Raw genomic sequence first — 19,296 nt, forward strand, 5'->3', positions numbered from 1 at the left:
GGGTCCTGGGCTGTCAGGGGCGCGGGGAACTGCGCGAGAAGCCCCGCCGGGCCGCACCCTCCGGACAACCGCACCCTCCGAACTCTCCCGCCGCAAAAGAACACCGCACACGGCTTCCCACCACACCGTGTGACGCGCGACACTCGCAGGCGCATGAACATTGCCGCCTTGGGGTCACCACCCCCTGAAAGCGAGGGCAAGTCATGTCCGTGCAAGACGACTTGACGGCAGTACGGCGCTGCCTGGACGAACTGACCAGGTCCGTACGCCGCCTGGAACAGCAACTCGGCGGCAGCGGCCTGGAGATACGCCGCGTCCGGACCGACGCCGACCACCTGCGCGAGAGCGTCGCGCTGCTCGGCGAGACAGCCCCGGCCCTGGCGAAGCCGCGCCGCCCCGACCTGCTCTCCATCCCCGACACCCCGTACGACAGCTCGCTGTGGACGGACTCGGACGACGAGGGCCTGGGCGCCCGCGACCGCCGCGCCCCCTGACCGCCGTGACCGACCACCCCTGAATCCCCGCCCCAGCCCCCTGGACGCCAAGAACCCGACCGGGAGTCCCCCGTTGGCCACTGGTACGGAACCACCGGCAACAGAACCCCATCCCCGACGCGGCGGCGTACGGACCCGTACGCGCGCCGCGATCTCCGCCCCGCACCTGCGCACCGACCGCTGGTGGCTGGCCCCCGCCGCCACGGCCGCCGGACTGCTGGCCTTCATCGTGTACTCGACATGGCGGGCCTTCGCCGACGCGCACTACTACGCGGCCCCGTACGTCTCGCCGTTCTACTCGCCCTGTCTGGCGGAACGCTGCGCGCCCATGCGCGGCGGCCCCAACTGGGAGCTCCTCGGCGGCTGGTGGGGCATCTCACCGGCGATCATCATCCTGATCTTCCCGCTCGGCTTCCGCCTGACCTGCTACTACTACCGCAAGGCCTACTACCGGGGCTTCTGGGCGTCCCCGCCCGCCTGCGCCGTGGCCGAGCCGCACCGGAAGTACTCGGGCGAGACCCGGTTCCCGCTGATCCTGCAGAACCTCCACCGGTACTTCTTCTACGCGGCCCTGCTGGTCGCCGGCATCCTCACCTACGACACGGTCCTGGCCTTCCGCAACGAGCACTACGAGTGGGGCCACATGGGCCTCGGCACCCTCGTGTTCCTCGTCAACATCGTGCTGATCTGGGCCTACACGCTCTCCTGCCACTCGTGCCGGCACATCGTCGGCGGCAAGCTCAAGCACTTCTCCAAGCATCCCGTGCGCTACCGGATGTGGCAGTGGGTGGGGAAGCTCAACGCCCGCCACATGCAGCTGGCCTGGGCGTCGCTGGTGAGTGTGGCGCTCGCCGATTTCTACGTGTACCTGGTCGCGTCCGGCGTCTTCGACGATCCGGTCCTCTTCTAACAGACAAAAGGTGCTTCTGATGTCCGTGGTCGAACGACAGGAGTGGGACGTCGTCGTGATCGGCGCCGGCGGGGCCGGGCTGCGCGCCGCGATCGAGGCCCGCGAGCGGGGCGCCCGTACGGCTGTGATCTGCAAGTCCCTGTTCGGCAAGGCGCACACGGTGATGGCGGAGGGCGGCATCGCGGCCGCCATGGGCAACGTCAACTCCGGTGACAACTGGCAGGTCCACTTCCGCGACACCATGCGCGGCGGCAAGTTCCTCAACCAGTGGCGGATGGCCGAGCTGCACGCGCGCGAGGCTCCCGACCGGGTGTGGGAGCTGGAGACCTGGGGCGCCCTCTTCGACCGTACGAAGGACGGCCGGATCTCCCAGCGCAACTTCGGCGGCCACGAGTACCCACGCCTGGCCCACGTCGGCGACCGTACGGGGCTGGAGCTGATCCGCACGCTCCAGCAGAAGATCGTCGCGCTCCAGCAGGAGGACCACCAGGAGACCGGCGACTACGAGTCCCGGCTGAAGGTCTTCCAGGAGTGCACGGTCACCCGGGTGCTGAAGGACGGGGGCCGTGTCTCCGGGGTCTTCGGTTACGAGCGCGAATCCGGGCGCTTCTTCGTCCTCGAGGCGCCGGCCGTCGTCATCGCCACCGGGGGTATCGGCAAGTCGTTCAAGGTGACGTCGAACTCGTGGGAGTACACGGGCGACGGTCACGCGCTGGCGCTGCTCGCGGGGGCGCCGCTGCTGAACATGGAGTTCGTGCAGTTCCATCCGACGGGCATGGTCTGGCCGCCGTCGGTGAAGGGCATCCTCGTCACGGAGTCGGTGCGCGGGGACGGCGGCGTCCTGCGCAACTCCGAGGGCAAGCGGTTCATGTTCGACTACGTCCCGGACGTGTTCAAGGAGAAGTACGCGGAGTCCGAGGAGGAGGGCGACCGCTGGTACGAGGACCCGGACCACAACCGGCGCCCGCCCGAACTGCTGCCGCGCGACGAGGTGGCGCGGGCCATCAACGCCGAGGTGAAGGCGGGCCGGGGATCGCCGCACGGCGGGGTCTTCCTGGACGTGTCCACCCGGATGCCGGCGGAGACCATCCGCCGGCGGCTGCCGTCGATGTACCACCAGTTCAAGGAGCTGGCGGACGTCGACATCACGGCGGAGGCGATGGAGGTCGGGCCCACCTGCCACTACGTGATGGGCGGGATCGCGGTCGAGTCGGACACGGCGGCGGCACGCGGGGTGCCGGGCCTGTTCGCGGCCGGTGAGGTGGCCGGCGGGATGCACGGCTCCAACCGGCTGGGCGGCAACTCCCTGTCCGACCTGCTGGTGTTCGGCCGCCGGGCGGGAGAGCACGCCGCCGGATACACGGCGGGCCTGACCGGCGCCCGTCCCCCGGTGGACGACACCGAGGTCGACACGGCCGCCGCCGAGGCCCTGCGGCCGTTCTCCGCCGAGGGTCCGGAGCCCGGCCTGGAGGCCGGCCGGCCGCCGGAGAACCCGTACACGCTCCACCAGGAACTGCAGCAGGCCATGAACGACCTGGTCGGCATCATCCGCCGCGAGGGCGAGATGGAGCAGGCGCTGGAGAAGCTGGCCGACCTGCGGGTGCGGGCGCGCCGGGCGGGTGTGGAGGGGCACCGGCAGTTCAACCCGGGCTGGCACCTCGCCCTCGACCTGCGGAACATGCTGCTGGTCAGCGAGTGTGTCGCGCGGGCCGCGCTGGAGCGTACCGAGTCGCGTGGCGGCCACACCCGTGAGGACCGTCCGACGATGGACCGCGGCTGGCGCCGGATCAACCTGCTGTGCCGGCTCGCGGATCCGACCGGCGGTCCGGAGACCTGGGACCCCGTCGTCGGCCAGATCGCCCTCACCCGGGAGACCACCGAAGCCATCCGTCCCGACCTGCTCGCCCTCTTCGACAAGGAGGAGCTGGTCAAGTACCTCGCCGAAGAGGAGCTGTACGAATGAGCGGCTACGCGGCCCACTTCAAGGTGTGGCGGGGTGACGTCGAGGGCGGCGGCCTGGAGGACTTCGAGGTCGACGTCAACGACGGCGAGGTGGTGCTGGACATCATCCACCGTCTCCAGGCGACCCAGGCGCCCGATCTCGCGGTCCGCTGGAACTGCAAGGCGGGCAAGTGCGGTTCGTGTTCCGCCGAGATCAACGGCCGCCCTCGGCTGCTGTGCATGACACGGATGTCGGTGTTCACCCGGGAAGAGACGATCACCGTCACTCCGCTGCGGGCCTTCCCGGTGGTCCGGGACCTGGTCACGGACGTGGGGTTCAACTACCAGAAGGCGCGCGAGGTCCCGGCGTTCGTACCTCCAGAGGGTGTCGGCCCGGGCGAGTACCGCATGATGCAGGAGGACGTCGACCGTCCGCAGGAGTTCCGGAAGTGCATCGAGTGCTTCCTGTGCCAGGACACCTGCCATGTCGTGCGCGACCACGAGGAGAACAAGCCGGCGTTCGCGGGCCCGCGGTTCCTCATGCGTGTCGCGGAACTGGACATGCACCCGCTGGACGCGGCGGAGGACACCGGCCTGGACCGCAAGAGGACGGCCCAGGACGAACACGGTCTCGGCTACTGCAACATCACCAAGTGCTGCACCGAGGTCTGCCCCGAGGGCATCAAGATCACGGACAACGCGCTGATCCCACTGAAGGAACGTGCCGTGGACCGCAAGTACGACCCGCTGGTGTGGCTGGGGTCGAAGATCAGGAGACGGTCCTCGACGGGGTGAGGGAGCGCGCCGCCCCCCGATCATCATGGCCGCCGCGTCGCCGCCGGATCCTCCGCGGCATCGGCGGCGTCGCCGACGTCAGCGGGTGGTGGCGCGGGCGGGGCGGGTCGCGAGGTACGACAGCGCCGCGTTGACGATGACCAGGGTCAGGCCCGCGAGGCCGAACACCTCCGCGCGCCCGGCCGTCATGCCGACGCACCACAGGCACAGTCCCGCGCTCCCGGCGAGCGTGGCCCAGCCCCACAGCACCGGCCGCGGTGTGCCGCGCCGCAGCCAGGGCAGCAGCCACTGCGTGCGGATCGCGACGACCCCGAACGCGGCCGAGGCCACCGCGGCCGCCACGAGTGCCCCGATCCCGATGGTCGTCAGCATGGTCCGCCGTCCCCTCCTCACGCAGGAGGCGATCATGGCATGCCCTCGCCACCCCGCAGCGACCGCCGCCTCCCCCGCTCCGCCGCCTCCCACTCGCGACGGCGCGAGGAGGGCCATACGCTCCCAAATGTGACGTCGCGTCTGAGAAGGAACCGACCGCGGGGCGCCACGTCGCACATAGCCGTGCGCCTGGCACACACCGCCTTCGGAGGGCTCGCAGCCATGGCCTGGCTCCTGCTGCCCACGGCAACGGAGCCCGCCGAAGGGCAGCCCACGGGCCGCCACGCCGACATGGCCCCCTCCCGCGGGAGCACCGTGGGCACACCACGGGTGCCTCCGGCCGGCGGCGAACTGTTCAGGGTGCCGTCCGGGAGCGGGACGGCCGTGGGCCCCGCGGCTGACAGGGGCCCCGCCACCCCGGCCGAGCCACCGGACGCGGACGGCACGGCCCAGTCACCGGACGCGGACGGCACGGCCGTCGGGCCCGCCGCGGGCGGGCAACCCACCACCCCGGGCCGCGACGAGCCGTCCAGGTCGTCCGCGCGTGGCGTGACGACCGGAGGGCCGAGGCCCCCCGTACGTCCGGCCGGTCCCGCCTGGTCCCCGGCCCCGCACCCCGACGGGCACCCCAGGGGCCCGGACGACGACGGCCGGCCCGGTGACCCGGCCGCCGCAGCGCCACTCGCACCGCCGGCCGTCGGCGCGCACTTCCCGGCACCCTTCGCCGGCGCGGCGGCGCCGGTGGACGACGAGGCGTCCGGGGCGGATCTGATCCTGCCGGTGGCCGCCGCGGGCGCGGCCGTCGTCGTGGCCGCGTACTCACTCGTACGACGCCGTCGCCGTGCCCGGCTGCGCACGACACCGACCGGCCTCTTCGAACCGCCGACCAGCCCGCTGCCCGACCTCCACCTCCGGGCCCGCCGGCTCATCGTGGAGACCGACGACAGCGTCCGCACCAGCGCCGAGGAACTCCGTTTCGCGGCGGCCCGCCCGGGTCACGTCACCGCCGGGCCGTCCCCGGAGCGGCCCGGGGGCGAGGACGCCACCGAGCCCCACCCGGACGGTCCGGTGAGCCCCGCCGACGAGGGCGAGCCCCGTCCCCGGCAGCCGCACGAAGGGGAGCGCCCCGACGCGGACGCCGTCCCGTCGGCCGACGACATCTCCGCGACCGGCTCCGCGACCGACCCGCACCCCGAAGACCCTGCGGCAGCAGAGTCCTCCCAGCCCCCTTCGGAGCCCGCGATCGCGCTCGACCCGGCCCTGGCCTTCGCCGAGACGCCTGCGGGGCGGGACGCGGTGCAGCCGTTCGTGGAGGCGTTGGCGGACGCGCGACGGGAGCTGGTAGGGGCCTGCCGGGCGGGTCTGCGGCTGGAGGAGGAGCGCGGGGCGCTACCGCCCGACGAGGAGCGTGCGCTGGTGGAGGAGGTCCTCACCCGCTGCACGACCGCACAGCGGCGGCTCGACACGGCGACTCCCGCCTTCGACCAACTCCGCTCCCTGGAGTGGGACATCACCCCCGCCCTGGAGTGCGCGGAGACCCGCTTCCGCGAGCTGGCCGCGCGTACGGCGGCAGCGGCCACCACCCTCACCGGGTTGCGCGAGACATACGTCCCGGCCGCCTCCCTCCCCGTCGTCGGCCATGTCGAACAGGCCAAGGACCGCCTGGTCTTCGCCACCACCGAGCTGAACCGGGCCCGCCAGGCCGCCTATCCGGGCGACCTGCGGATCGCGGCCGTCCACCTGCGGGCCGCCGAGGGCGCCATCGACCAGGCGGACCTGTTCGTGACCGGGGTGGAGCGGCTCGCCGCCGAACTGGCGCACGCCACGGTGACCGCCGCGCGGGGCGCCCGCGACGCCGGCCCGTACGACGACCCCTTCGACGTCCTCCGGGGCCAGGACCGCTGGTTCCTCCCGGCCCACAGCGCGGTCGCCGCCGCGGCCGACTTCATCACCACGCACCGGGCGGCGGTGGGGGCGCCCGCCCGGATCAGGCTGTCGGAGGCGGAACGGCATCTGACGGGGGCGGCGCCGACGGATCCCGCCGGGCCGGACGGGAGCGCCGACACCACCGAGGGCTCCCGGCGGGCCCACACCCTCGCCCAGGAGGCCCGGCACCTCGCCGAGCAGGACGTCCGGGCGTACGGCAACCCGTACGGCGGCCCGGTGGGTGACGGCCTGGCGGGCGCGCTGCTGGGCGGCATCGTCCTCGGCGAGCCCCCCGACGGGGACGGCCGGGCGGATCTGCGGGGCCCCGCCTGCTACGGCGGAACGGCGACCCGTGCCCGCAGAACGTCGGGCGGCCAGTTCTGACCGGCACGAGCCGCCCCCGCATCCGCCCTAGAACAGGCTCAGCAACGCCTCCGCCGGATCGGTCAGCCCGTGCTCCCCGCCCGGCAGCGGCAGTTCGAACCACACGGTCTTGCCGCGGGGCGTACGGCGGGACCCCCACGCGGCGGACAGCAGGCCGACGAGCTGCAGCCCGCGGCCGCCCTCGTCGGTGTCCCGGGCCCGGCGCCGGCGGGGCTGCACGAGACCCGCGTCCCACACCTCGCAGACCAGCGTCCTGTCGAGGAGGAGCCGCAGCCGAATCTCCCCTTCGCCGTACCGCAGCGCGTTGGTGACCAGCTCGCTGACCAGCAGTTCCGCCGTGTCCACGAGGGGTTCCAGGTCCCATGCCTGCAACCGGCCGCGGGCGTACTCGCGGGCGCGGCCCACGCTGCGCGGCTCCCGCGGCAGGGTCCAGTCGCCGACGGAGTCCTCCGGCAACCCCTGGACACGGGCCATCAGCAGCGCGATGTCGTCCTCGCCGTGGTGGGTGTCGAGGGTGTTGAGGACGTGGTCGCAGACGTCCTCCAGCGACCGGGGCGTGTCGGCGCGCAGCGAGGTGGGCGGCTGGTCGGGGTCCGTGAGCGCGCCGACGAACGCCTGGAGGCCCTCGTCGAGGGGATGGTGACGGGATTCGACCAGTCCATCCGTGTAGAGCGCCAACAGCGCGCCTTCGGGTAGTTCGACCTCCACCTCCTCGAACGGCTCGCCTCCGACGCCGAGCGGCATGCCGGGCGGCACGTCGAGCATCAGCGCGCTCTCGCCGGGCTCGACCAGCACCGGCGGCAGATGGCCCGCGTTGGCGAAGGTGCAGCGGCGGGTCACCGAGTCGTAGACGGCGTAGACGCAGGTGGCGAGGTAGACCTCGGAGAGGTCCTTGTCGCGGGGGCGGCTGGCGGAGGTACGGGAGGCCGACTGGCCGCCGCCGGGGGTGCCGAGGCCGCGGGCGATCTCGTCGAGCGCCGACAGGACCTCGGCGGGTTCGAGGTCCAGCAGGGCCAACGTGCGAACAGCCGTGCGAAGTTCACCCATCGCCACCGCGGCCCGCAGTCCGCGGCCCATGACGTCGCCGACGACGAGGGCCGTGCGGTGTCCGGGGAGTTCGATGACGTCGAACCAGTCGCCGCCGACCTCGGTGGCCGCGTTGCCGGGGAGATAACGGCAGGCGATGTCGAGCCCGGAGGCCTCGGGGTCGCCCGGCGGCAGCAGGGAGCGCTGCAGGATGAGGGCGCGCTCGTGCTCACGGCGGTAGAGGCGCGCGTTGTCGATGCAGACGGCGGCACGTGCGGCCAGCTCGACGGCCAGACCACGGTCGCGTTCGCCGAACGGCTCGCTGCCCTTGGTACGGGAGAACTGCACGAGTCCGACGACGGTGTCGTGCGCCACCATCGGCACGGCGAGCGTCGACTGGATGAGGTTGCCCTCCTCCGGCACCTCCTGCGGGCGGGCGGTGCGCAGGGCGTCCGCGCAGGGCGAGTTGAACGGGTAGTGGTGGACCGCGCCGACCCGTACGGGTGCGGGACCGCCGACGAAGGGCGCGTCGGAGACGGCGCTGGCGAAGGCGACCCGGCGCAGTTCGGCGCTGCCGTCGGCGAGTCCGGGCGGGGTCTCGTCGCCCACCAGCAGGCCCTGGTAGAGGTCGACGGCGGCCAGGTCACAGAAGCCGGGGACGACGACGTCGAGGAGTTCGCGGGCGGTCGTCTCCAGGTCGAGGGAGTTGCCGATGCGTGAGCCCGCCTCGTTGAGGAGGGCGAGGTTGCGCCGGGCGGCGGCGGCCTCACGGGCGGCGGAGCGCCGGGCCGTGATGTCCGTGCCGAGCCAGGCGATGCCGATGGGGCGGCCGGTGCCGCTGTGCACGCGGTAGAGGTTGATGGACCAGTGGCGCCGCTCCTCGGAGCCGGGCACGAAGCCCGTGATGTGCATGTCGGTGATCGAGTCGCCGGTCTCCAGGACGCGGCGCAGGGTGGCCTCGACCCGCTCGGCCTCCGGGGACTGCAGATAGTCGCGGACGCCCCGGCCGCGGTGGTCGTCGACGTCGCCGCCGTAGATGGAGGCGAACCGCTGGTTGGCGCGCCGCACCTGAAGGTCGGTGTCTATCAGCAGGAAACCGAACGGGGATTGGCCGAAAATCGCCTGCGAAGCGGCAAGATCGGTCTCTATCCGTCGCAGGGTCCGGACGTCCACGACGATGCACACGGCGGCCCGTTCGCCGCCCTCCACCGTGGTGGGCATCACGTAGACCTCAGCGAGCCCTTCCGTCCCGTCGGGACCCGGCACCCGGAAGGGGACCACACCGGTCCACTCCCGGCCGTCGAGGACCTCGGCCATCTTCCGCTGGCCCTCTTCACGCCGGTCGGGGTCGATGAACGCCTCGATGGGGTCCATCCCCACGGCCTGCTCGGCGGAGATGTCGAACAACTGCTCGGCGCGCAGGCTCCACTGGTCGACGAGACCGTCAGGACCGATCGAGAACGAGGCGACCTTGATGTAGTCGTAGATGGAGCCCGGCGGGCTGGTCTGCCACATCGAGTCCCCGGTGCCGTGACCACCCATGACACTCGCGCCGCCCTCGGCCCCACCGGACCCGCCGGTGTCACCGGTACGCGCGCCGGACGGTCGCCCCGCACCCGTCCGCTCCCCGGACGGCGGCCTTTCCGGCCCGCGGTTCCCGGACACGCGGCCCGGGTGACCGTCGCCCGTTCTGTCGCGTGCGGGCCCGCAGTCGCGCGAGGCTCCGCCCAGGCCGGAATCGTCTGCGGCCTCGGGCCTCGCGCGGTCCGACGGATTCCGGGAACCCGTGGACTTCGTGGCCTTCGCTGGTATCTCGCTCACGCGAACCGTCCCCTCCAGCTCACCGCGTCCGGCTTCGGTCACCAGGGGCGGCTGCCCGCAGTATCCAGCACTACGGCGCCGCGCAACACGGTGTTCACGATCACAGCACGGTCCCGATCATTTTTGGACCGGCCGGAACATAGTCCCAAGTCTTCTAACCAGGCGGTGCCCTCTCGAATCAAAGACTCCAGCCAGCCCTACTGGCTGGAACCAGTCGGTCGCACGCGCGCCCCGGGGAGCCGCCCCTCCCCCGGACCGTACGCCGTGGACTCCCGTCGTGCACCGGGTTCTTCACTCCGTACACCGATGTACACCGACGCACACCGACCGAATCGCTCAGCCGGGAACCGCCAGTTCGAACCAGACCGTCTTGCCCGCCTCCCCAGGGCGGGTACCCCAGGCCCGCGAGGAGCAGGCCACCAACTGCAGGCCACGGCCGCTCTCGTCGTCGACATGGGCCGCGCGTTCGCGGGGCGGATCGGGCAGGGGGTCGGAAACCTCGACCAGGAGTGCGCCCGAGGGGCCGGAGGGACGCACGAGCCGTACCCCGATGGGTCCCGTCGCGTGCCGCAGCGCGTTGGTCACCAGCTCGCTCACCAGCAGGACGGTGATGTCGCCGAGTGCGTCGAGACCCCACTCGCGCAACTGCCTCCGCACCACCGCGCGAGCGTCGCGCACCGCCCCCGGCTCCGCGGGAAAGGTCCACTCGGCGCAGCCGTCTTCGCTGTCGATCACGCCGATCACTTCCCAGTCCAGAAGCGGGCCCTGTCCGGTTTCATGGGGTTAAGGGGCACATACCCGATATCCCTCCCGAAGTACCGCGCACGAGGGCGCACTGTGGCACGAACGGCGTAGGGAACACACCCACGACGGGCCCGCGAGAAGCACCGAGAACCGCACGACCAGTCACACCGGGCCCGCAGCCACGATACTCACCGACGGGCAGAGCCCCCAGGGCGAAGCGACAGCATCCCTGGAACGGAGAACGGGGACGGCCGGAGCAGGACAGGACGGACCGCCACGGAGGAGGAGGACGGAGGCCCGCACGACGGACGGCAAGGGCGCGAGGTCCGCACGACGGGCGGGGAAGACAGGAGGCCGCACGACGGACGACGAGAGCACGAGGCCCGCACGCCTCAAGTGTGGTGCCGCGCCCGGGCCGCCGGCGGATGCCCGACCCCGACCCCCGACGTCGATGCCACACTCGACAGGGCCCGCCCGGCCGGATCGGTCAGCCCCCGTCACCCCAGGCCACTCGCGCCACCTCCATCACGGCCGACACGTCCTGGTCCAGCCAGTCGACGTCCCACACCTCGTCCAGGGTCAGCCACCGCAGTTCGTCGTGGTCCTCCAGCGGCCGGGGCTCGCCGGACAGCAGATGCGCGATCCATACCCGCAGCACATACCCCGGCCGTACCGTCCACTCGCCGGGCACCCGCTCCGCGGACTTCGCCTCCACGCCCAGTTCCTCACGCAGCTCACGCACGAGCGCCTGCTCGGGTGACTCTCCGGGCTCCACCTTGCCACCCGGCAGTTCCCAGCGTCCGGCCAGCTCAGGCGGTGCGCTGCGGCGCGCGGCGAGCAGTCGCCCATCGCTCAGCAGAGCGGCTCCCACCACCACGATCGGTTCGGTCATGCGCGGAGCCTACGGGAGCGGACACGGACGCCGGGCAGGGTGAATCAGTTACTCCCGCCATGCCCGTTCTGGCCGTTCTGCCCGATGCGTTCGACCCAGTAGAGCTGCTTGTGGCCCCGGCTGTCGAGGCTGTCCGCGATCTGCTGGGCCTCGGCGCGCGTGGCGTACCTGCCCACCCGGTAGCGATTGCCGTTGTCGTCCTGCCGTACGACGAGCCAGGGAAGCGTGATCGTGCCGTCGTTCATCGACCCCCACCGCTCCTTCCCGCCCCGGCCCGCCCAGGTCCCGCCCCCGGATGCCGCCGCGCCCCGTCACCTAAGGAAACCGCAATCCGCATATGCCCGAGCGTACGCCTAACCTTCACGCAGCGAATCTGTGTTTTCACAAAGAGGTACGCAACCAGCCAAGGCAAGGCGGCCGCACCCCGTCGAACGCGCCGTCGATCACCCCTCGCGCGCCCCCCTGCGCTCCGACGAGCAGCACCCCCGTGCCGTTCGCGGCAAACGGGCAGCTACCGGGCGCCATCGGGACCCGGCGGCAAGAACGACCGAATTCGAACTACGTTCGGACTGTGCCCCCGAGGCTCCCGCACGTCCAACTTCCCACTGGCACCGGCTACTTGAGCCATGCCCGCGTCACCGTCCCGTACACGCGGAATGAACGGGTTTCCCGGACAGGCGTCCGCCCGCCCTCACTTCACCGGCAGGTGATACGCCACCTGGTACCGGTCCGCCGGGACCACCACGTCCGCCGTCTCCACCGGGCGGCCGGAGGCGAAGTAGGTGCGCTGGACGACCAGGACGACGTGCCCGGGCACGCCCCCGAGGGCGAGCAGTTCCTCGGCGAGGCCGGGGCGGGCGCCGACCTCCTCGGTGACGTTGTCGACGACGACGTCGATCGCCGCCATGCGCTCGACGACTCCCATGCCCCCGAGGGGGCCCTCCTCGGGCAGCATCACGGGGGTGCGGCCCGTGAGGGCGAGGGGCTCCCAGGATGTGGAGAGCATCATGGCCTCCCCGGCGTCCCGGAACGTGTACCGCGTGCACATCACGCGGTCGCCGGCCTGGATCGCGAGTCGCTCGGCGATCGTCCGGCCCGCCTCGACCTGCTCGCTGCGCGACTCCCAGGTGCCACGCGCCGCGTGGTCGGCCTGCTCCTGCCGGAAGGGTGTGGCGCCGCCCGCGGGCCGGAACCCGGAGCGGGCGACCCGGCGCGGCACCGGGCGCTCGCGCACATACGTCCCCGAGCCGGAGCGGCCCTCCACCAGCCCCTCGGCCATGAGCACCTTGCGGGCCTCCAGCGCCACCGTGTCCGACACGCCGTACTCCTCGCGGATACGGGCCTGAGAGGGAAGGCGGGTGTGCGGCGGCAGCGATCCGTTCACGATCTTCCTCCGGAGATCACCCGCGACACGCAAATAGGCCGGCTGCTCACCGAAAGTCACTGGCCACTCCCATCAGGTTGTACAGACAGCAACAGCGTGGCAACCGTGGGTTCGACCATGCAAGCAAAGGCCAGAGAATCACTCGATGTGATGACATGCGTGCCGCGAGGGCCCTGCGCAGGCACTTTCTCCCCACTATGGGGACCGTCACACCTCTGCTTCGGCCCTGCCTCCGTCACCGCCCCCGCCGGCGCCCTCACCGTCGGACGCCGGTGACTCGGTGGCCAGCCCCAGAGCCTCGCGGGCGGTGACCACCTTCGGGCCGTCGGTCAGCCGGTACGCCTTGTCCCAGTGGTCGGTGAAGTCGTCGGCGTCTTTTGCCTCCTCCGCCGCCTCCCACTCCCCGCGTGCGCGGTCGAGGGCCTCGACGTAGCCGGTGACCGCCTGCTCGGCGGCCGGCTCCCAGTCGTGGGCGCGCAGGGCCGTCGTCTGCCGCTTCATGGCCCGGACCACCTGTGCCGCCCACGCCTTGTGCCCGGCCAGGTCGTCCTCGACGTACTCCGTGTCCGGCACCCCGTCGAAGGCGTCCTGCAGCATCGCGCCGGCCTTCAGGAAGGCGAGCTGGTCGTCGTCGAGGGTCGTCTCGTCCTGCCGCAGCGAGCCGGTCAGACTGCCCTCGGGGTCCGTGTTGCCGAACATGCAGGTGATCTCACGGTCGCCGTACCGCCAGCTCTGCCGGGTCGGCGTGAAGTAGTAGACGTCGACGTCGGCCGGGAGCGCCCAGGGGTCCATCACATAGGACTCGGAGCGCGCGTAGCAACGGTCGTCGGCGGCTTCCGTGACCGCGCCGTCGCCCGGATAGGGACCGTCCGACATCGAGAAGCCGGCGAACACCTCGGCGTCGTGCTCTCCGGCGCACGGCACGATGTCGACGTCGGCCGTGTAGCCCTCCAGCGAGCCGGTCGGCGTGTCGAAACACTCGCCCGTGGCCACCGAGAAGGTGCCGCCGAAACCGCTCGCCGCGTCGCGCAGGCCCTCCCACGCGTCCCGCGCGCCGCCCGTGGTGAACGCGAGCGTCATCAGCAGCGCACCGATCGTCGAGAGCACGGATCCGGCCACGGCCATGCCCTTGCCGCGCTCCCCCTTCTTCCGGATCTGCGCCAGCGCGGCGACCCCCAGGAGCAGCCCCACGCCCGGCAGGAAGCACAGCACCCCGAGCACGAGCGAGGCGATCGCGAGCCCGTTGAGGGGCGGGGCGGGCGGCGGCGCCGGGTAAGCCCGCCCCCAGGCCTGACCCCACACCTGCGCCGGGACCTGGGGAGGCACCTGGTACGGGTACGGCTGCCCCGGTGGCGGGAACGGGCCGGCGCCCTGAGGTGGCTGGGGCCCGAGGGGCGGAGGTGTGGCCACGGGTACAGATGCTCCTTGCGCCGAGCGAGTGGGAACTGACGTACGACTTGGCGCATGGTAAGCGGCCGACTCGGGCGGGCGGTACGGAGGGCGGGGGCGGTACGGGGAAGGAACGGGGGCCGCGCCGCGCGGCCCCGCCCGGCGATGGGGATCAGCCGGCGGGACCACGCCGCAGGTCCCGCACCACCAGGGCGCACCACCATGGCGTGCTGCCGTGGCGCGCCACCGTGAGGCACCGCATGACACACCACATGACGCACCGTCACCGATCGTCCCGGCCACCCCGGCCGACGCCACTACCCTTCGCCCATGACCCCTCTGCCGGATCGCTTCTGCCCGACGGACGGCACGCGCGTCCCCGCCGCCTCCCTCGCCTGGTGCTGCCCGGCCTGCCGCGGCCCCCTGGATCTGGACTTCGCACCCACCCCCGCACCGCTCAAGTCCCTGGCCGGCCGCGTGAACTCGCTCTGGCGCTACGCGGAATGTCTCCCCCTGGCCTCGCCCACGGTCTCCCTCGGCGAGGGCCGGACCCCGCTCGTCGAGCTGAAGGACGGCATCCGGGCCAAGCTCGACTTCCTGATGCCGACGCTCTCCTTCAAGGACCGGGGCGCGGTGCTCCTCGCCGAGCTGGCGCTGCGGCTCGGCCCTCGGCGGGTGATCGCCGACAGCAGCGGCAACGCGGGCACGGCGGTCGCCGCGTACTGCGCCCGGGCCGCCCTGCCCTGCACGGTCTACGTCCCGGCCGGCACATCGGACAAGAAGCTGGAGCAGATCGGGGCGCACGGGGCGCAGCTCCACATCGTCGACGGCGGCCGCGAGGCCGCGGCCCGTGCGGCCCGGGAGGCGGCGGACGCGGACGGCGTCTTCTACGCCTCGCACGTCTACAACCCGTACTTCCTGCACGGCACCAAGACCTACGTCCACGAGCTGTGGGAGGACCTCGGCGGCAGGCTCCCCGAGGTGATCGTCGTCCCCGTCGGCAACGGCACGCTGCTGCTGGGCGCGGCCCTCGCCGTCGCCGAACTGCACGCGGCTGGCCTCATCGACCGCCGCCCGGCCCTCTGCGCCGTCCAGTCGGCCGCCGTCGCGCCGCTGGCCCACGCGTGGACCGAGGGCGCCGACGACCTGGTCGGGAACACCGCCACGGCTCCCACCCTGGCCGAGGGCATCGCCATCCCCCGCCCGCCCCGGGCCCGCCAGATCCTCCGCGCGGTCCGCGACTCCGGCGGCACCTTCCTCACCGTGACCGAGGACCAGCTCCGCCACGCCCAACGCGACCTGGCCTCCCGGGGCCTGTACGTCGAGTCCACGGGCGTGGCCTGTTGGGCGGCCGTACGGGAGGGGGCGCTGGGGGCGCGCACGGCAGTGGTGCCGTTGTGCGGCGCCGGGTTGAAGACCGGGCTGGCGGAGAGTTGAGGAGCCGGGACCACACCGGGGCCCCTGGCCAGGGGCCGGGCGTCAGTAGGCCGCGTACAGCATCAGCGCGAGGAACCCCGCGCCGACCGCCGTCAGCAGCATGTTGCTCCGCTTGTGGCCGACCCACAGCAGGAGCGCCCCGGCGGCGACCGCCAGCACACGGAACTCCCCGTTGAACACCACGAGCACGCCGAGTATCGCCAGTGCCACCCACATGGGATCCCCCTCCCAGCCCGATGCGGCTGCCTGAGAAAGGACTGCCCGCACCGGGAGATCGACACCCCCCTGCCCCGGCCCGGCGTCGCCGCGCCCGGACAAGAGGGTCTGACTCGGAAGAGTCAGACCCTCTTGACCTGCCCGTTCGGCAACGCCGACGAGGCGGAGGTGCGGCTAGACGTTGAAGCGGAACTCGACGACGTCCCCGTCCTGCATCACGTAGTCCTTGCCCTCCATGCGGGCCTTGCCCTTGGCGCGGGCCTCGGCGACCGAGCCCGTTTCGACCAGGTCGGCGAAGGAGATGACCTCGGCCTTGATGAAGCCCTTCTGGAAGTCGGTGTGGATCACACCGGCGGCCTCGGGGGCCGTCGCGCCCTTCTTGATGGTCCAGGCGCGGGATTCCTTGGGGCCGGCCGTGAGGTAGGTCTGCAGGCCCAGGGTGTCGAAGCCGACGCGGGCGAGGGTGGCCAGGCCCGGCTCCTCGGCCCCGACCGACTCCAGCAGCTCCATCGCGTCCGCCTCGTCCAGCTCGGCGAGGTCCTGCTCCAGCTTGGCGTTGAGGAAGATCGCCTCGGCGGGGGCGACCAGCGCGCGCTGCTCGTTCTTGAAGTCCTCGTCGGTCAGCTCGTCCTCGTCGACGTTGAAGACGTACAGGAACGGCTTGGTGGTGAGCAGGTGCAGGTCGTGGAGGAGCTCCTCGTTGCCGGAGCCCTGCACGATGCCCTGGGAGAAGAGGGTGTCGCCCTTCTCCAGGATCTCCTTGGCGGCCTCGACGGCGGCGACCTTCGGCGCGATGTCCTTCTTGATGCGCGACTCCTTCTGGAGGCGCGCCAGGACCTTCTCGATGGTCTGCAGGTCGGCGAGGATCAGCTCGGTGTTGATCGTCTCGATGTCGTCCTTGGGCGAGACCTTGCCGTCGACGTGCACGACGTTCTCGTCCTGGAAGGCGCGGATGACCTGGCAGATCGCGTCCGACTCGCGGATGTTCGCGAGGAACTTGTTGCCGAGGCCCTCGCCCTCGCTGGCGCCGCGCACGATGCCCGCGATGTCGACGAAGTCGACGGTCGCCGGGAGGACGCGCTGCGAGCTGAAGATCTCGGCCAGCTTGGTCAGGCGCTCGTCCGGGACGCCCACCACGCCGACGTTCGGCTCGATCGTGGCGAACGGGTAGTTGGCCGCCAGCACGTCGTTCTTGGTCAGGGCGTTGAACAGGGTCGACTTGCCGACGTTGGGCAGACCGACGATTCCGATCGTGAGCGACACGTTTGCGACTTCCCGTACGTAGGAGGGCCAGGCGGCCGGGGGCTGGAGCGGCGGGGCCTGGGGCCTGAGGCCAGTCCGGTGGATCGTGCCCCAGCGGCCGGAGGGCCGGCCGGTCCCCCAGTTTACGGCGTGCCGACACCCGGTCCGGCGAGGTATCGAACGCTTGGCCAAGGTCCGCTCAACGGCGTGTCTGTGAACCCATTCGGCACATTAACCGACCTAAGTTGGACGAGTGGAGCAGCAGCAGAGGACGCAGTCCCCGCACACCCCTCGGACCGGGCCGCGGCTGGGCGTCCCACCCCTTCCCCCGCAGGCGGGGAGAGCGGGCCGGGTACCCGGCGTGGGCGCGCCGGCTCGTGCTCCGGTCGCGCGCGGGCCCGTACCACCTCCGCTCCAAGCCGTGCGGGGCGTCGTGCGGGCCGTGCGCCGGATGCCGAATCCACGCCTCACCGACCTGGGCTGCGGGCTGTTCTGCGGGCTGGCGATGTTCGTGCTCGCCTGCCTCGACCGGCTGCTGTTCGGCGCGTCCGCGGTCCTGTACGGGGTGCTGTTCCTGCTGGTCAGCGCGTTGACGGCGGTGTGGGTGCGGCGCGGTGACCTGGCGAGCGCCCCCGTCGTCGTACCGATCGCCTTCGCGGCCGGTCTGCCGCTGCTGGCCGAGGGCGAGGGCGGCCTCGGCGGGCATCTGATGGCCCTGGTCACCTCCCTCGCCATGCAGGCGGGCTGGCTGTACGGCGGCACGCTGGTCGCCGGGGTCATCGTGACGGTGCGCAAGCTGCGACTGATGGCCCGGCGGGCCGCCGAGCGGGAAAAGGAGCGGGGGCACGAGCGGGACGGCCGGGAGGTCCGGGGCCGGGCGCGGGTCGGGGGGCAGGGCGGGCAGGTCCGGGACGGGGACGCGCGGGGCCGGCCGGCCGGTGTCCGGCCCGGGACCTCGTACGACCGTCGGCCGGCCGGGCCGCGGGCACCGAGGCCACCTGTACAGCCGCGCGGCTCCGTCCCCCGGGGGCGCTGACCGTCGCGGCCGGCGGCGGACGGGAGCCCCGTTCGCCGGTGGGTGCCCGCTGCCGGCTCGGCCGCCTGCGCGCCGTCGCCCTAGAGGTCGCGCGGATAGGTGTGGGTCCACGACTCGGCCCTTGCCCTACGGGCTGGGGGGTTGCATCGCCGAGCGGGCGAGGCGGATGAGGCCGGCTCGGATCCGTTGTTCGCCGAGTTCCGGAAGGAGCGCGGCCACGTGTTCGGCGGCCAGCGCGGCGAGCAGGGCATGAGCGGTGTGTTCGGGGTCGGGTGTGGTGACCAGCAGGATCGCTGTGTGGCGGTGCCAGAACCGGTAGGCCCCGATCCGGTACCGGGCGCCGACCGCGGCGGTCTCCGAGGTACGGATGAGAGCCAGATTCTCCAGCAGGTAGTCGACATAGGCGTCGACGAACGCGGTGAGCCGCTCCTCGGCGGCGGCTCCAGGGCCAAGCGGTGGCGGTCCATACAGGATCGCCTCTTGCAGTACGCGTTCTCGGGCGTCAAGGAGTGCGACGGCCAGCCCGGACTTGTCGCCGAAGCGGCGGTACAGGGTGCCCTTGCCGACACCGGCGGCCTCGGCCACCTGGTCCATGGAGACCGCTTCCACCCCGTGCTCGGCGAACAGCCGCGCGGCCGCCTCCAGTACGGCGGCACGGTTGCGTGCCGAGCGTGCTTGCTCTTTGGGCGGCGGGGTGCGCAGGAGTTCCAGCAGCATTGCGGAATCGGACTGCGGTCCGTTATTGTCGTGAGCCACAGCCGGACTATAGTCCGATTCTTGAAAGGCAGGGGCATGACCGCACTCATCACACGAGACGAGCTGAAGGCAGCCATGGACGCGGGCAGCGTGACCGTCGTCGACACTCTGGGCGGCGAGTACTACGCCAAGCAGCACCTTCCTGGCGCACTCGAACTGGTCCTTGCCGACGTGGAGGCCCAGGCGTCCGCCCTGCTCCCCGACCGCGACGCAGCGATCGTCGCCTACTGCTCCAACCCGGCGTGCCCCAACAGTAGGCAGGTCGCCGACCGGCTCACCGCTCTCGGATACACCAATGTCCGCAAGTACCGTGAGGGCATCCAGGACTGGGTGGAGGCGGGTCTTCCCACCGAATCCGCCTGACCCCACCCTGGGGGAGGGCAGCCCGAGAACCCCTGCCCTTCCCCGGGGCAGTCACACATTCATGCACCATGCCGGGTCGACGAGCCGCCGAGCACCCCCGTGAGGCACAGACAGCGTGGACGGCATGGGCCGAGTTCGACGCAGCCTGTCAACGGCCTCAATCAAGAG

Annotated in this window: 18 protein-coding genes; 8 read left to right on the plus strand and 10 right to left on the minus strand. The window is 72.0% G+C overall.

What is annotated here, in order from left to right; translation table 11 throughout:
- Positions 1-203 precede the first annotated feature (203 nt).
- The 4 genes from ACFU5F_RS02855 (at position 204) to ACFU5F_RS02870 (ending at position 4,140) form a co-directional block, all read left to right on the plus strand.
- Positions 204-494 (plus strand): hypothetical protein, encoded by a 291-nt coding sequence (locus tag ACFU5F_RS02855; protein ID WP_383880930.1) that lies wholly within the window; start codon positions 204-206, stop codon positions 492-494.
- Positions 495-567: 73 nt separating this feature from the next.
- A complete protein-coding gene (locus ACFU5F_RS02860) occupies positions 568-1,404 on the plus strand; it encodes a hypothetical protein (RefSeq protein WP_383880933.1) in 837 nt (278 codons plus the stop codon).
- A 19-nt stretch (positions 1,405-1,423) separates the two neighbouring features.
- Positions 1,424-3,367, plus strand: a complete 1,944-nt coding sequence (locus ACFU5F_RS02865) for a fumarate reductase/succinate dehydrogenase flavoprotein subunit (RefSeq protein ID WP_383880936.1) — start codon at positions 1,424-1,426, stop codon at positions 3,365-3,367.
- Entirely contained in the window at positions 3,364-4,140 is a 777-nt protein-coding gene (locus tag ACFU5F_RS02870) for a succinate dehydrogenase/fumarate reductase iron-sulfur subunit (RefSeq protein WP_383880939.1), read from the plus strand. The genes ACFU5F_RS02865 and ACFU5F_RS02870 overlap by 4 nt, the downstream gene beginning before the upstream one ends.
- A gap of 78 nt (positions 4,141-4,218) precedes the next feature.
- Here ACFU5F_RS02870 and ACFU5F_RS02875 read toward each other — a convergent pair whose 3' ends face one another.
- Positions 4,219-4,512, minus strand: a complete 294-nt coding sequence (locus ACFU5F_RS02875; protein WP_383880942.1) for a hypothetical protein — start codon at positions 4,510-4,512, stop codon at positions 4,219-4,221.
- 183 nt (positions 4,513-4,695) lie between these two features.
- On the opposite strand from ACFU5F_RS02875, the gene ACFU5F_RS02880 reads away from it, so the two are divergent.
- Positions 4,696-6,822, plus strand: a complete 2,127-nt coding sequence (locus ACFU5F_RS02880; RefSeq protein ID WP_383880945.1) for a hypothetical protein — start codon at positions 4,696-4,698, stop codon at positions 6,820-6,822.
- 27 nt (positions 6,823-6,849) lie between these two features.
- Here the strand turns inward: ACFU5F_RS02880 and ACFU5F_RS02885 are convergent, their stop codons facing one another.
- From ACFU5F_RS02885 to ACFU5F_RS02910, 6 genes are all read right to left on the minus strand, one after another.
- Positions 6,850-9,711 (minus strand): SpoIIE family protein phosphatase, encoded by a 2,862-nt coding sequence (locus ACFU5F_RS02885; RefSeq protein ID WP_383880947.1) that lies wholly within the window; start codon positions 9,709-9,711, stop codon positions 6,850-6,852.
- 294 nt (positions 9,712-10,005) lie between these two features.
- Positions 10,006-10,413: an ATP-binding protein gene (locus ACFU5F_RS02890; protein ID WP_383880949.1), complete on the minus strand. Its 408-nt coding sequence runs from the start codon at positions 10,411-10,413 to the stop codon at positions 10,006-10,008.
- A 487-nt stretch (positions 10,414-10,900) separates the two neighbouring features.
- Positions 10,901-11,305, minus strand: coding sequence for a (deoxy)nucleoside triphosphate pyrophosphohydrolase (locus tag ACFU5F_RS02895; RefSeq protein WP_383880952.1), 405 nt, complete (start codon positions 11,303-11,305; stop codon positions 10,901-10,903).
- A gap of 44 nt (positions 11,306-11,349) precedes the next feature.
- On the minus strand, positions 11,350-11,550 hold the full coding sequence (locus ACFU5F_RS02900) for an SPOR domain-containing protein (protein ID WP_383880955.1): 201 nt from the start codon (positions 11,548-11,550) through the stop codon (positions 11,350-11,352).
- 446 nt (positions 11,551-11,996) lie between these two features.
- Positions 11,997-12,749 carry a GntR family transcriptional regulator gene (locus ACFU5F_RS02905; RefSeq protein ID WP_383880957.1) on the minus strand — a complete coding sequence of 251 codons (753 nt, stop codon included), beginning with the start codon at positions 12,747-12,749 and terminating at the stop codon, positions 11,997-11,999.
- 147 nt (positions 12,750-12,896) lie between these two features.
- Positions 12,897-14,099, minus strand: a complete 1,203-nt coding sequence (locus ACFU5F_RS02910) for a DUF4190 domain-containing protein (RefSeq protein ID WP_383880960.1) — start codon at positions 14,097-14,099, stop codon at positions 12,897-12,899.
- Positions 14,100-14,408: 309 nt separating this feature from the next.
- Between ACFU5F_RS02910 and ACFU5F_RS02915 the strand changes: the two genes are divergently transcribed.
- The gene (locus ACFU5F_RS02915) at positions 14,409-15,515 is read left to right on the plus strand and encodes a pyridoxal-phosphate dependent enzyme (protein WP_383880962.1); all 1,107 of its coding nucleotides are present in this window, start codon (positions 14,409-14,411) and stop codon (positions 15,513-15,515) included.
- Positions 15,516-15,557: 42 nt separating this feature from the next.
- On the opposite strand, the gene ACFU5F_RS02920 is transcribed toward ACFU5F_RS02915, so the two are convergent.
- On the minus strand, positions 15,558-15,731 hold the full coding sequence (locus ACFU5F_RS02920; protein ID WP_199845390.1) for a hypothetical protein: 174 nt from the start codon (positions 15,729-15,731) through the stop codon (positions 15,558-15,560).
- A gap of 174 nt (positions 15,732-15,905) precedes the next feature.
- Positions 15,906-16,994 carry a redox-regulated ATPase YchF gene (ychF, locus tag ACFU5F_RS02925; protein ID WP_383880965.1) on the minus strand — a complete coding sequence of 363 codons (1,089 nt, stop codon included), beginning with the start codon at positions 16,992-16,994 and terminating at the stop codon, positions 15,906-15,908.
- Positions 16,995-17,424: 430 nt separating this feature from the next.
- Here ychF and ACFU5F_RS02930 point away from each other — a divergent pair, with 430 nt between their 5' ends.
- On the plus strand, positions 17,425-18,009 hold the full coding sequence (locus ACFU5F_RS02930) for a DUF6542 domain-containing protein (protein WP_383880967.1): 585 nt from the start codon (positions 17,425-17,427) through the stop codon (positions 18,007-18,009).
- Positions 18,010-18,135: 126 nt separating this feature from the next.
- Here ACFU5F_RS02930 and ACFU5F_RS02935 read toward each other — a convergent pair whose 3' ends face one another.
- Complete coding sequence (locus tag ACFU5F_RS02935; protein ID WP_383880969.1) at positions 18,136-18,765, minus strand: TetR/AcrR family transcriptional regulator; 630 nt, start codon at positions 18,763-18,765, stop codon at positions 18,136-18,138.
- A 36-nt stretch (positions 18,766-18,801) separates the two neighbouring features.
- Between ACFU5F_RS02935 and ACFU5F_RS02940 the strand changes: the two genes are divergently transcribed.
- Complete coding sequence (locus ACFU5F_RS02940; RefSeq protein WP_383880972.1) at positions 18,802-19,128, plus strand: rhodanese-like domain-containing protein; 327 nt, start codon at positions 18,802-18,804, stop codon at positions 19,126-19,128.
- Positions 19,129-19,296 lie beyond the last annotated feature (168 nt).

The sequence above is a fragment of the Streptomyces sp. NPDC057438 genome (assembly GCF_042802995.1).
Taxonomy (GTDB): Bacteria; Actinomycetota; Actinomycetes; order Streptomycetales; family Streptomycetaceae; genus Streptomyces.